The 12,682-nt window shown below is 51.7% G+C and carries 12 protein-coding genes; 4 read left to right on the forward strand and 8 right to left on the reverse strand.

The genetic code is table 11. The annotated features are described in order from the left end of the window. Positions 1-8 precede the first annotated feature (8 nt). The 6 genes from VGS11_08945 to VGS11_08970 all read right to left on the reverse strand — a co-directional run bounded on the left by VGS11_08945 (position 9) and on the right by VGS11_08970 (position 6,248). A complete protein-coding gene (locus tag VGS11_08945; GenBank protein ID HEV2120211.1) occupies positions 9-2,429 on the reverse strand; it encodes a cbb3-type cytochrome c oxidase subunit I in 2,421 nt (806 codons plus the stop codon). Between the two features lie 4 nt (positions 2,430-2,433). Beyond that, positions 2,434-3,126, reverse strand: coding sequence for a cytochrome c oxidase subunit II (gene coxB / locus VGS11_08950; protein ID HEV2120212.1), 693 nt, complete (start codon positions 3,124-3,126; stop codon positions 2,434-2,436). An 85-nt stretch (positions 3,127-3,211) separates the two neighbouring features. After that, complete coding sequence (locus VGS11_08955; GenBank protein HEV2120213.1) at positions 3,212-3,697, reverse strand: COX15/CtaA family protein; 486 nt, start codon at positions 3,695-3,697, stop codon at positions 3,212-3,214. A 34-nt stretch (positions 3,698-3,731) separates the two neighbouring features. Then, positions 3,732-4,457: a triose-phosphate isomerase gene (tpiA, locus tag VGS11_08960; GenBank protein HEV2120214.1), complete on the reverse strand. Its 726-nt coding sequence runs from the start codon at positions 4,455-4,457 to the stop codon at positions 3,732-3,734. Further along, positions 4,454-5,389, reverse strand: a complete 936-nt coding sequence (locus VGS11_08965; GenBank protein HEV2120215.1) for a class 1 fructose-bisphosphatase — start codon at positions 5,387-5,389, stop codon at positions 4,454-4,456. The genes tpiA and VGS11_08965 overlap by 4 nt, the downstream gene beginning before the upstream one ends. Positions 5,390-5,402: 13 nt before the next feature. Further along, positions 5,403-6,248, reverse strand: a complete 846-nt coding sequence (locus VGS11_08970) for a hypothetical protein (protein ID HEV2120216.1) — start codon at positions 6,246-6,248, stop codon at positions 5,403-5,405. A gap of 56 nt (positions 6,249-6,304) precedes the next feature. Between VGS11_08970 and VGS11_08975 the strand changes: the two genes are divergently transcribed. Together VGS11_08975 and VGS11_08980 are read left to right on the forward strand one after the other, a co-directional pair. After that, on the forward strand, positions 6,305-7,708 hold the full coding sequence (locus VGS11_08975; GenBank protein ID HEV2120217.1) for an FAD-dependent oxidoreductase: 1,404 nt from the start codon (positions 6,305-6,307) through the stop codon (positions 7,706-7,708). A 4-nt stretch (positions 7,709-7,712) separates the two neighbouring features. Next, complete coding sequence (locus VGS11_08980) at positions 7,713-8,669, forward strand: hydroxyacid dehydrogenase (protein HEV2120218.1); 957 nt, start codon at positions 7,713-7,715, stop codon at positions 8,667-8,669. A gap of 306 nt (positions 8,670-8,975) precedes the next feature. Here VGS11_08980 and asnS read toward each other — a convergent pair whose 3' ends face one another. Next, a complete protein-coding gene (gene asnS / locus VGS11_08985) occupies positions 8,976-10,280 on the reverse strand; it encodes an asparagine--tRNA ligase (GenBank protein HEV2120219.1) in 1,305 nt (434 codons plus the stop codon). Between the two features lie 79 nt (positions 10,281-10,359). Here asnS and VGS11_08990 point away from each other — a divergent pair, with 79 nt between their 5' ends. Then, on the forward strand, positions 10,360-10,914 hold the full coding sequence (locus VGS11_08990; GenBank protein ID HEV2120220.1) for a hypothetical protein: 555 nt from the start codon (positions 10,360-10,362) through the stop codon (positions 10,912-10,914). Between the two features lie 18 nt (positions 10,915-10,932). Here the strand turns inward: VGS11_08990 and VGS11_08995 are convergent, their stop codons facing one another. Beyond that, on the reverse strand, positions 10,933-11,343 hold the full coding sequence (locus tag VGS11_08995; protein ID HEV2120221.1) for a hypothetical protein: 411 nt from the start codon (positions 11,341-11,343) through the stop codon (positions 10,933-10,935). A gap of 300 nt (positions 11,344-11,643) precedes the next feature. Between VGS11_08995 and thsB the strand changes: the two genes are divergently transcribed. Next, on the forward strand, positions 11,644-12,682 hold a 1,039-nt coding region (gene thsB, locus VGS11_09000; GenBank protein ID HEV2120222.1), incomplete at its 3' end, for a thermosome subunit beta.

Below are 12,682 nucleotides of genomic sequence, written 5' to 3' on the forward strand. Positions count from 1 at the left end.
GGGATCGCCTAGATGAGATAGAACAATGGGAATAGGAAGACCCAGACGATGTCGACGAAGTGCCAGTAGAGACCGAAGTGTTCGATCGCTTGATGATCACCTTTCAGGTAGCGCCCCTTCAGAGTGTTGGCTAGTAGATACAAGGTCATGAGCATGCCCGCGAAAACGTGAACCCCGTGAGTTCCTGTTGTGATGAAGTAACTCGTTGCCGGAAGGCCGTACGCGATCGAGAAGACCCCGTGTGACCCAAGGTAGAACCATTCTGTGGCCTTGATGTAAAGAAACGAAACGCCCAGTCCAAAGGTAGCTAGTAGGCTTGCAATCAACCCGTTACGTGATCCTATTTTTGCCGAGACGAGAGCCATGATCGCCGTGAGACTGCTTGTGAGCAGAACAAGAGTCATTGCAAACCCGTTTCGAATCTCGAACAGTGACCCAATCTCTGGCCACGTAGGCGAATTAGTTCGAACGAAAAAGTATGCGCCAATCAGCACTCCGAAGAAGATCACCTCTGCCCCCAAGAAAGTCCAAATTCCGAGTTTTACGTTTGGAACTTCTCGGAACGGCCAGCTCTCAACGTGGGTCTCTTCGCGTACCGAGAACCTTTCTCTGCTGTAACCATAGAGCACGATGATCCCCAGGATAGCACCGTCCGCTATCAAGGGCCAGAACGGCTGATAGGTAACAGGCGTAGTTGGACTGCTTGGTTGCCCTATCGACAACCCGAGGAAGAAGAGGAACGCCGCGAAGGCCATGACGATAGGCCAGGGACTCAGGCCTTCGAGGTGAGAATGCGAATAACCATTTCCCACCTTCGATCCAATCGGATATCCAGTCCCATTCGGTAGAACTGGACTGTTCCCGAAATGATACGTTCCGTCCTCAGCAATGGTGGGTATGGTGTCGAAGTCATGGGCTGGTGGCGGGGAAGGAAGCGACCATTCCAGCGTCCAGCCATCCCAAGGATTCGGCCCAGAAGGCGGTCCCCTCCTCTGGCTGAGGAAGAGATTCAGAAAGAGTAGTACCTGAGCACCACCGAAGATGAAACCCCCGAGGGTGGCAAGGGAGTTTAGTGGTCCCCATCCGGTATTGGGGGCATATGTCTGGATTCTCCGCGGCATGTCCAGCAGGAGAAACATCGGGAAGTAGAGGATGTTAAATCCGATGAAGGAAACGACAAAGTGTATCTTGGCGACGGTTTCGTTGTACATTCTTCCGGTAAATTTTGGAAACCAGTAATACAATCCGGCGATCAGTCCCATGATGCTTCCGCCAACCATAATGTAGTGGAAGTGAGCCACGACGAAATACGTGCCCCTTAACGCGTGATCAAGAGCCACGGATGCGAGGTATACTCCCGTGATTCCCCCGATCACAAAGAGCGCGATAGCTCCGAGAGCAAAGAGCGCCGCTGCCTTCAGCTTGACCCTTGCTTTGATCAGCGTCTCTATCATAGCGATTACCATCACGTCAAACGGCAGCGAGACCGCGATTGTTGTGACGGTGTATAGCTTGGTTGACGTCAATCCGATTCCTGTCACGAACATGTGATGACCCCAAACGATGAAGCTGATGATGGCTGCAGCTATCATGGAACCAATGACATACTTGCTACCGTAGAGAGGCCTTCGCGTGAACGTTGGAATCACATCGGCGATAAGGCCGATGGCTGGGAACAGAACGATGTACACTTCAGGATGCCCGAAGAACCAGAATACGTTGTCCCAGAGTAGCGCTCCACCTTGTAGGGAGGAGAAATAGAAGGTTCCGAAGGATCGGTCAACATACAGCAAGAGGACGGCGGCTAGGAACGATGGAAATGCGTAGAGCATCATGAAGATCGTCACTAGAATCGCCCACGGGAAGACTGGCATGTTCCTCAGCTTCATGCCGGGAGCGCGCATCTTGAACATGGTCACGAGAAAGTTTACCGAACTCATCGTTATCGAAACTGTGATCAGGATGAGAGCGGCAGCTCCGACGTTGATTCCAATCGACGGAGCGAATTGGAATGCAGTCTGAGGAGAATAGAGCGTCCAGCCGAGGTCGGGGGCGCCGAAGATGAAACTCATTATGATAGCAACACCGCTGAATAGGTAGAACCAGTAGCTCATCGCGTTGAGCCTTGGGAATGCAAGATCTCGAGCTCCAATCTGTAGTGGAATGATGTAGTTTGCGAAGCCGAACGCGAATGGGGAAAGAACCCAGAATATCATCAGAAGGCCGTGCACCGTAACGAACTGATTGTAGAGGCTCTCGGTCAGAATGTTGTTGTCTGGAACTGACAGTTGTGTTCGCATTGTGAGAGCTAATAATCCAGCTGCGATGAAAAAGAAGAGAGATGTCACAAGATAGAGGATTCCAACCTCTTTGTGGTTGGTTGTGAACAGCCACCTCCTGACTCTGGCCGGAAAGATATCTTGGCTCATATGGTCACTTTGCACCGCTATACCAGAGTTGGAAGTCTCCAACAGGCATCACGTCAAGAGTTGCAATCATCCCGACGTGTCCGGTCCCGCATAGCTCGAAGCATTGGATCGTGTAATTGCCGGTTTTGTAGGGGATGAACCAGATGGTATTGGTTCGTCCGTGAATGGCATCCGTCTTGATCTTGAACTGTATGATTCCGAAATCATGGAAGACATCAGCGCTAGTGACGTCGAGAACGACAGTCGTATTAGCGGGCACCCTGAAGAAATTCGTGTATGTATGATTGTTGGGATATCTGAAAACCCAGTAGAATTGATGACCCGTGACATCGAGTCGTGGGCAGCTTTGTCCCGCGGCTTGAGTCTGATTGTAGGCGGCGATGCCATAACACCATGTGGCATTCGGCGGGTTATTGGGGAAGAGTATGTCCACCGCGGCAAACGACGTTACTATCAAGATGGCTAGGAGGAAAGTCGAAAGCGTTACAGTGATGAGAACGTTTCGGCCGTGACCTCGTGAAGCGGGAATGCGGCCCAGCCGAGGAGTATCTTCGGGATCGCTTGAAGACTTTTTGGCCCGGTACCTGATCATCAGATATGCCATCAGCGCGAAAACGATTACTCCTACGATAATGGCGAGATCCGTGAAAATGCCATATAGGTTGTCGAAAATTACTTGAGTGTTGGAGACCGCCATTTTCTATGTCTCTTGATTTTTCATCGTGTTTGGCCGCTCGTTTTTAAAGCGTTATGCACTGACTATAACGAGCGAAGAAAGTCAACTATCGAAGAAGCAAATCAGACGCGGAAGCGAGCCTTCGGACAGCAATCGCGTTCAGTATGACCAAGGAAAACAATGCGGAGGCAACTGCAAGGTGAGCTGTACTCACTAGAGGGTCCAGATCGGTTTTGACTGTCACCATACCTAGCAAGATCTGGCCCAAGAGAATCAGAAAGCTGGCGGTCGATAACTGGAGGACTATCTTCTCCTCCCTGTATCGTGTCCAAGCGACGATCGTGGTACCCAATACGAAGAGAGAGACCACCAACGTGAACAGCCGGTGGGTCCATTCCACCAGGACTGGTCCCGAAATGCTCGGAATAACCTGTCCGTTACACAGTGGCCATGAATCGGGGCCCGAACTTCCGCAGGCCAGCCCAGAACCGCTGAAAACGACATAGCCGCCGATGACGATTAGGACGTAGGTTGAAAGTGCGGATCCATAGGCCAGGACTCGAAGGCCTAAGGTTTCTCTGAGGGACGCCAATGGAGTAGCGACCGGTCCTGAGTTTTCTGCGGTGCTATTTAGCCACTGACCATGGAGAACTCTTACTTTGCCGCAGGATCTCATCGGTCATGTTTTCCAATAGCCGACCTGGATTCGCTCCTTTTACGACGCTACTTGAAACCAGCACTCCTCGAGTTCCAAGCTCAAGCGCCTTTCCGACGTCTTCTGCAGTACTTACTCCCGCCCCACACAGAATATCAACGGACTTGTTGACAGACCGGATTCGCTTGATCCCATTGGTTATTAACTCAGGCCGAGCCTTCGAAACTGCAACCCCTGTGCCAATCAGATCTGGGGGTTCGATGGCGATCATGTCAGGGTCGAGCGACGCAACGGATGCGCTGAAGCCAGGTGTGTCCGTGCACACCAAAGTCGCAAGATCAGAGATTCTTGCGAAAGCGAGCGCCTCTTCGATCTCAGAGAGTCTGATGCGTCTCTCCGAGTGGTTTAGAATCGTTCCCGACGCGCCTGCAGCCTTGATGGCCTCGGCCATGATGTGACCAGTGTATGCTCCAGGCTTGACCGAGTCAATGTGTTGGCTGAAAACGGGTATCTCGACAGACTCAGTTACAGTTTTCAGATCAGTGAATTGCGGTGCAACAGCAATCGTTACTCCGCTATCTCTCGAAACCTGATCAGCGACTTTCGCGAGTTCAATTGCCTTCTTGCCGGTGGCTTCAATGTAGGTCTTGAAATTCACTAGTATCAGCGGGGTCCGAATTCGCTTCGTCCAATTCAACCTCCAACGCTCCAGGAACGCCCAGCCTTCGCAACCGAAAGCTCCTCAAACTCGGAAACCAGCTCCTTGTTCCCCAAATAGGTAGGGATTCGCTGGGAGATGCTGATAGGCTCGACATCTAGAATTCTCCCCTTTCCAGTACTAGCCTTTCCCCCGGCCCGCTCAGTGATGTATCCTATCGGATTGGATTCGAATTGTAATCGATACTTTCCATCAGGCGCGTCCAGCAAATCCGGATAAGCGAAGAATCCGCCGGTGCACAGTACCTGATTATAATCACCGACAAACGATCCTCCATACCGGAACTTCAGTTTCTTCTTCTCAAGCCTGGCCGCAAACTCGGTGACCTTCTCTGTCCATTTGTCTCGAGATCCCCCGATTCCGTAGACCGAGCTTTTCTGGGGCAGGCGATGAGGCTCTCCGTTGGAGACGAACTTAGAGGCGCCTGTACCCCTCCCCGACGGAGCGGCGAAATAGACACCGGTCTTGGTTCCAACCACTGCCTCAACATAGGGCCCGTAGAGGAAATAGATCGCGGACAGTAGATCTCGGCCCTTTGCTGGCAGGGCCTTGTCATGATAGATTCCGACAATCGTCCCCACCAGATTGTCGGTCTTGAGGTTAGAGGATCCATCCAACGGATCTAGGGCAACAGTGTACTCACCGTGATCCGCGCTCAGCACTGTCTCCATCTCTTCCGATGCCACCTGTCTCACCAGTCCGCTTCTAAGTAGGCTCTTGGTCAGAAGTCCATTGGACCAGACATCAAGCTCTGTCTGTTGATCCCCGTAAATGTTCACGCCTTCTGTCATTCCGAGAGATTTGGGAATCTCGCGGACGATCCTAAGACTCAGCTCGGCAAGCAGGTCCACGAGTCTACCGAGACTCTTGTCTTCAGTCTCAAGAAGTTCGCGGAGTTTTCGTCCAGCCAAGAAGCATACTTCTTCATTGTGCTACGACAAGCTGCAATGCCTTATCGACTCCCCGGCCGTTGAATATGATCTCCTTCAGAGCCGACGCCATCTTGAGCGGTTCTTGGTGCTGCCAGACGTTTCGTCCAACCGCCAGTCCAGCGGCGCCCGCGTCCATAGCTCCCTTAACCTGGCTGAGGAAGGTTTCGTCAGTCGGAGCCTTGGGTCCGCCTGACATGAACACTTTGATCAGTCCAGCTGACTTGATTGCCCAGCTGAATGTTTCAGGGGATCCAGAATACTTTATTTTAACCGCGTCGGCTCCGATTTCGAGGCCTGCCCTAGCCGCGTACGAGACGACTTCCGCGCTGGTATCGTTCTTCACAGCCTCACCTCTTGGATAGATCCAAGCGATGGCCGGAATTCCGTCATCGTGAGCTTCTTCCTGAATCTCCCCGAATTCCTGTAGCATCAGACTCTCATGGGCGCTACCGAGGTAGATAGTATAACCCACACCCTTAGCTCCCAGACTGACCGCCTCCTCAACGCTGCAAACTTGAGTTGAGACCGGTTCTCCCTTGGGCAGATTGGTCTTCCCGTTGAGTTTTACGATGAGCGGAATCTTTCCGGTATAGTACTTTTCAGCGATGCCCTTGTGCAGTACAATACCTGTGAAGTCTCCCTTCGTTGCGATGTCAAGAATGTAGTTTGGATCTATATTCTTATCGTTAAAGTCCGCCGAAGGGCCGTGTTCGAAACCCTGATCGTACGCAAGTAACATCCCCTTTCCGTCCCGTAGAAAATTGTTCATGTTAGCCTTCAAAGATTCTCTAAGTGCAAAATCCCTTCTTCCCCACTTTAAACTAATCCTTGCTCGCAACCAACGTTCGCAAGGCCATGGAAACCGTTATCGGACAACGGTTAGGGCGCGAGACTATGCCTAGGCGCATTGTAATCATTGGATGCGGAGTCTCCGGCACAACTGCGGCATTCCACGCACGAAAAACAGACAGAACGGCAGAGATCGTTCTGCTAGGCGACGAGGAGTTGCCTGAATACTCCAGGTGTGGGCTCCCCTACGCCTTCAGCCATGTTGTGCCTAGCCTCGAAGCGTTGATGGGATATGACGAAGCGTTCTATGAACAGATGAACAGAATAGACCTCCGCCTTGGACGGAAAACAACGAGAATCCTGGTGGAAGAGCAAAAGGTAGAAGCAATCAGGGTCAAGGACGATTCGAAAGAGACTCTCGCTTATGACACTCTAGTTCTCACGACAGGCGCACGACCAAGCACGGTGCCAGTTCCCGGAGCCAATCTAAAGGGAGTGTTCACCATCAGAACCATGAGTGATATTCAGACGCTCACAGAGCACCTCACAGAAAACAACGCAAAGAGAGTCGCAGTTATAGGGGCAGGATTGACGGGATCTGAAATGGCGGAGGCTCTTCTTCAACGCGGGATGACAGTCATCGAGGCAGAAATTGTCCCGGAGATTCTCCCTGTAATACTCGATCCAGACATGGCCGCAATCATAAGGACAAGAGCTGAAGAACACGGAGTCGAATATCATCTCAACTCAACTCTTGAGGAGATCGAGGGTCGAAATGGTAAGGTTTCAGGTATCCGTATTTCCGGACAGGAATACGCGGTCGACGCGGTTATTGTTGCGGTAAGGGTGAAACCAAATACCGAGCTAGCCGAGAACGCGGGAATTGTTCTGGGGGAATCAGGAGGGATCAAGACCGACGAGCGAATGGCGACTTCCGCATCAAACGTGTTCGCAGCTGGAGATTGCATAGAAACATACGACCGAATAACTCGTCGGCACGTATTCTTCCAGCTTGCAACCACAGCAGTAAGACAAGCACTAGTGGCAGGGACCAACGCGGCAGGGGGAAATGCGAAGTATCCCGGGTCAACGGGAGTGGCAACCGTCAAGTTGTTCGGACTGGAGGTGGCATCTTTTGGGCCGACCACAACAGCTTCGGAAAAATCAGGTATTCATCCTGTTTCTGTCAGAGTAACTGGGTCAACTCGGCTTCCGTATTACCCGGGGGGCAAAGATCTCACTGTCAAGCTTCTCGCAGACCCTAAGGACGGGCGGCTATTGGGGGCTCAGTTCATAGGTGAGGAGGGTGCCACTCTGAGAGCCAATTTCGCGTCAATGGCCGGGCATTTGGGTTTGAGTGTCGAAGAATTCGAACAGATCGAAACGTGTTACTCACCCCCACTGGCTCCTGTCTGGGACCCTGTAACAATAGCAGCCCAAGCACTGTTGCGGAAACTCCAAGCCTCTCGAGGAGGGAAGGCACGCTCGCTCGCAACGGTGGAGAATTAGATAGATGCGAGTTCTGGTTTGCGACACCATTCATCCTGATGGATTGGCGATTCTCCGAGCCGCGGGCCTCCAGGTTGATGATCGGGCAGGCATTGATAGAACCAAACTCATAGAGTTGATCCCAAGATACGAAGTCGTTATCGTTCGTGGCAGAACAAAGATTGATGCCCCCATAATCAAAATAGCAAGGAACTTGAAAATCGTCGGTAGGGCCGGAGTAGGACTCGACAACATCGACGTCGAAGGGGCAAAGGCCCTTGGGATACAGGTTTGGAACACTCCGGGTGCACCCTCGACCAGCGTTGCCGAGTTAACTGTAGGATTGATCCTGTCGTTGTTGCGGAAGATTTCTTTTGCGGATCAGGAGATGAAGGCTGGTCGCTGGATCAAGAACGAGTTGATGGGCGAGGAGCTGCAAGGCAAGAAGGTGGGAGTTATCGGACGTGCAGGTCGGATAGGGAGTGAAGTGTCAAGGATTCTCTCAGTCGGTTTTCAGGCGGAAGTTCTTGGTTACGATGTTGTCAAGCCCCGAGGCGTTCCCGGGCTCAGCTATGAGTTCACCGAATCTATCGAAGAACTTTTGCAGAAATCCGAAATTGTCACCATCCATGTTCCATACACTCCTCAGACTCACTATCTTCTAGATAGTAAGCGGCTAGGGATGATGAGACGAGGGTCCTACTTGATCAATACTTCAAGAGGAGACATCGTTGATGGGCCGAGCCTCCTTGAACTGCTTCGGCAAGGAAAGCTTGGAGGTGCCGGGCTCGATGTCTTTCATCTGGAACCGCCAGTTGATGAATGGGAGAAAGCAATCGTTTCCATGCCTAACGGAGTTACCGTGACAACCTGCCATATAGGCGCCCAGACTCACCAAGCACAGAGAAGGGAGAGCGTGGAGCTTGCTCAGAAGATAATATCCGAAGCCCCAAAGCCTATCTCCAAAGCAACGAAATCCTAGTTCCTCGGACAAGAGAGACCGAGAATCACCTAAAATGAGCCCTAATCTCGATTCTGGAAAGCATCGGGTCAATGTCGGGAAAATCGTTCGGCTTTGTCAGCTTCTTTCCAACCTCATCTGAGCCCTAGATTGTGCCCTGATTACCCTGACTCGCCCATTATCGGCGTCAGATAGGATACGGTTTTTGAAAATAGGGGGTCTTAGCGACCGAGTCCTGCGTCCCATGAGTGGTCCTCTCGGACAGCTGTGAAAATGGGCATCGGTTTCAAATGAGCCACTTCCGAGATTCCTATCAGATAGCGAGTCTTATGGGTAGATTCGATTGATCAGCCGCGGGAACGCTATCGCGTCGCGTATATGATCGAGTTTGCAGACCCAAGAAACGACGCGTTCCAGACCTAGCCCAAATCCCGAATGCGTGACGCTGCCAAACTTTCTCAGATCCAGGTACCATTCGTAGCTTTTGGGGTCTAGTCCCTCCTCACGAATCCTAGCAAGCAAAGCATCGTAATCCTCGATTCTCTGCCCGCCGCCAGTAATCTCGCCATAACCCTCAGGAGCCAGGCAGTCTACGGACATAGTAACCTCTGGGTTCGAGGGGTCAGGCATGTGATAGAACGCCTTCGCTTTCTTTGGATAGTGAGTGACAAAGAACGGCCTGTCAAATTTTACGGTCAAGAGTTTTTCTTGCTCGTACCCGAGATCGTCGCCCCACTTTATCCCGGATTTTTCTCCTCCAATCATCTTGAACGCCTGGTCGTAGGTGATTCTCTCCAATGGTGGCTTCACTTTTTCTAGGTCTTCCACTTTCCGCTCGAACAGGCTGAGTTCAGTCTTACACTGTTCAACAAGCGCTGCCACAATGTGACTCAACAGCTGCTCTTCCACGCCAATGATACAATTCAGATCGCACCATGGCGCTTCAGCCTCCACATGCCAGTACTCGGTCAAGTGTCGCCTAGTCCGGGACTTCTCCGCCCTAAACGATGGAGCAACCGTGTAGATGCTGCCGACACTAGCGATCAGCGCCTCAGCGTATAACTGCCAGCTCTGAGTCAAGTACGCTTTCTGGTCGAAGTATTTCACCTCGAACAAGGTCGCGCCACCTTCGACAGCGGCCGAGGTCAGGGTTGGAACGTGAACCTCAGTGAAACTATGTTTGTCAAACCATTCTCGAACCGCGGCGAGAACAACCGCCCGCACATTGAGAACCGAGCGCATTTTGTCGTTTCTAACGAAGAGATGTCTCTTGTCCAGAAGGAATTCGGGACCATGGAACTGCTTTGCAATTGGAAACTCCTCAAGCGCGGGATAGATGATTCGTCCCGAATCCAGCTGAACCTCTCTCCCACCAGGCGCTCGGGGATCGGCTTTCACCTCACCACTTAGCTCTACACTCGACTCTATCCGAGCCGAATCGAAGGTCTCGAAGATCTTGTCGTCAGCTTTCCCCTTTCGAAGCGTACATTGGATAACCCCGGAGCCATCACGTAATTGCAGAAAGATTATTCCGCCGCCAGTGCGCTTGTTCTGCAACCATCCGTGGACTCGAACCTTCTTTCCGTCATAAGTCCTTGCGAGAATTTCTCTAGCGGTCGCGACTTGCTGCATGCCTGGACCCTGCAAAACTCAAGGTTTGACGAAGCCTCGGATTATTTAAGAATCCCAATACGCCACGCAATAGGCCGACATGTCAGAGCTCAGAGAACGATCGACAAAGAAGCTTGCGGAGCTGAAAGCCTACCTTGAAAAGAAAGTTGTAGAAGACGAGGAGGAAATTAGGACTCTACGATCCTTCCTCGAAGTAATCGATCAGCTTCTCACAGAGCGAAGCTATCGGAGAGTCGAAGTTCCGAAAACACTTCCTGAAGCCGGGAAGAAAGAGGAAGCCGCTCCGCAGAGCATCAGGACGATCAGCGGAGTAGTACTCGCCGACATGTACGTCAGCGGGCCAGACTTACGCGTAGTGCCTGGTGAAGGAATGAAATTCGACACGAACACGCCGCCGTTCAGGCCATTCCTATTAGGAAAGGTACTTGAACCGATGCAGAAGAAGGACGAGGAGGCTGTGAGAAAAGGAGGGTTGTCTCCTGATCGCGTCTTATCTTTCCATCTCGACCAGCAAGGAAATCTCCTGAAACAGTTGCATGTGAAAAACTATGGTGATGATACGCGTCTTAGCGAGATCAAGAACGCTGTCCGATGGACATTTCGGAAGATGTACGAAAAGACAATCGGTACCTAACCTAAGGGCATACTCTCGCTAGCGACCTGCACCACGACTCTGAAGATCACTCTTCACAGCCGACGCATAATCAATTCCGTAGGTTGTCTGAAGATAGTCTCTCAACGACATCGCAGACCGAGCTTCTGAGATGAATCCCTCTTTGGGGAACTGGAAGGCCTGCGATTCTCCACAGGACTTGCACTTTGCGATAACGCTGTCGTAGATGGTTCCTCCCGACATTCCAAAGTCATGATCGACCGGTTCTAACTGGCCTCCACAATGGCACTGTGTCTTCAGAACCGTCGCGTAGGTCGCTTGTATCTCCCGGAAATGGCCCTCAGCATCTCGGAGAAGCTGATCCTTCAGCTCCAGATACCTGGAATCGTTCCCTAGCTCCGGCCTCTCAGTTTCGACCCTTCGAAGGCCGTATTCCAATAGGTATGCCATGGGATTCGCTGATGAGGCCATATGTTACCATCGGGGCGGCCCTTTGAAAGAAGAGATTGGTACCAGTCTTGAACCATTCAGGTTCTAGTATACGGCCAAGGTCCGGAATGCGACCTCTTACGCGCCTGCGTCTTGCCAATGCGAAGAACGCGTTCCGGCACCGCCTAATTTGTCGAATTCCCCCTCCTAGCGAGATCAGTGTCTATAATCGCAGTTGAAAGTTTGTCACGCGGGTAAACCTTAAGAAATCCCAATTCCCCTCTGCCTTTCAATTACGATTCAACAAGAGGCTTGAAAGAAATGTCTGCTCAAGGATCTGGCGGAGTGCCTGTAATCATTCTGAAGGAAGGAACAGGTCGAACAACTGGTAAGGAAGCTCAGAGGAATAACATTACTGCCGCGAAGGTCGTGGCGGAAACCGTCCGTTCGACCCTCGGACCTAGGGGAATGGACAAGATGCTCGTGAGTTCGATTGGTGATGTGACAATTACCAATGATGGTGCCACGATCATGAAAGAGCTGGATGTTCAGCATCCCGCGGCGAAAATGCTTGTTGAAGTCTCGAAGACTCAGGATAACGAGGTTGGGGATGGAACCACGACCGCGGTCCTGCTGTCAGGAGAACTTCTCGACAAAGCTGAGAAGCTCTTGGACAAGGATGTTCATCCGACCGTCATTGTCGATGGCTACAAGGCCGCTGCGGAGAAGGCGATCGAGATTCTCGACAAGCTGTCAATCCCTATTTCCGAGAAAGATGATGTAATCCTGCGGCAGGTCGCGACAACATCGATGTACAGCAAGGGAATCGCGGTTGCGAAGGAAATCTTTGCGGATATTGCGGTTAAGGCTGTCAAACAGATCGCTGAGAAGAGTGATGGCAAGCTGAAGGCTGATATCGATCTGATCAAGATTCTGAAAAAGCACGGCAAGAGTCTCGAGGAGACAGAACTAGTCAAGGGGATTGTTATTGACAAAGAGCTCGCTCACGCTCAGATGCCCAAGACGATAACTGGTGCACGAATAGCCCTCCTCAACGCCAAGATCGAAGTTGAGAAGACCGAGTTCGACGCGAAGATCAACATCAACAACCCTGACCAGATGCACCTGTTCATCGAGGAAGAGGAGAAGATGCTGGTGGACATGGTTTCGCGGATCGAAAAGACCGGCGCGAATATTGTCTTTAGCGAGAAAGGAATTGACGACGTTGCACTGCACTATCTAGCCAAGAAAGGAATAGGCGCGGTCAAGAACGTCAGCAGCGGTGACCTGGAGAAGCTTTCAAAGGCTACAGGGGCACGAATTGTTGCCAGCGTCAAAGATCTCGCGAAAGATGCGTTGG

This window comes from Candidatus Bathyarchaeia archaeon (genome assembly GCA_035935655.1).
GTDB lineage: Archaea > Thermoproteota > Bathyarchaeia > 40CM-2-53-6 > 40CM-2-53-6 > 40CM-2-53-6.